The 490-nt window shown below is 52.2% G+C and carries 1 protein-coding gene; it reads right to left on the bottom strand.

What is annotated here, in order from left to right; all coding sequences use genetic code 11:
• A partial coding sequence (locus ACTHTY_RS11655; protein WP_440367787.1) for a hypothetical protein occupies positions 1 to 459 on the bottom strand: 459 nt, incomplete at its 3' end.
• Between the last annotated feature and the right edge of the window lie 31 nt (positions 460 to 490).

The raw sequence follows: 490 nt of genomic DNA, 5'->3' as shown, positions 1-490 counted from the left end.
ACCCACCCAACACCAACAACAACAACAACCCCAAACACCAACACCCACCCACAAACCAACCACCCCAAACCAACCAACCCAAACACACCACCAACCCAACCAACCAACCCCCCCCCCACCACCACAACAACCACACCCAACACCAACACAAAAAAAAACAACCCAACCAAAAACACAACAACCCCAACACCCCCAAACACACCCCCCACCAACACACCCCCAACACACCCCCCCACCCAACCCCCACCCCACCCAAAAAAAACAATCACACCAACCACAAACGACACAACAACCACACCAACCAACCCAAACCCAACACACACCAACACCACCAACCCCAACAACAACCCCAACACAAAAACAAACAACACACCCAACCCAACAAAAAACCCAAACCCAACACCACCAACACCACCAACCACACCAACCCCCAACCACCCAAAAAACCCACCACCACACACAAACAACACCACAACAAACCCAACCACCA

It is taken from the genome of Neisseria sp. P0019.S002 (assembly GCF_051957155.1).
In the GTDB taxonomy this organism is placed as follows: Bacteria; Pseudomonadota; Gammaproteobacteria; order Burkholderiales; family Neisseriaceae; genus Neisseria; species Neisseria perflava.
Note: the sequence above shows the minus strand (reverse complement) of the source record. Positions and strands in the feature narration are given on the sequence as shown.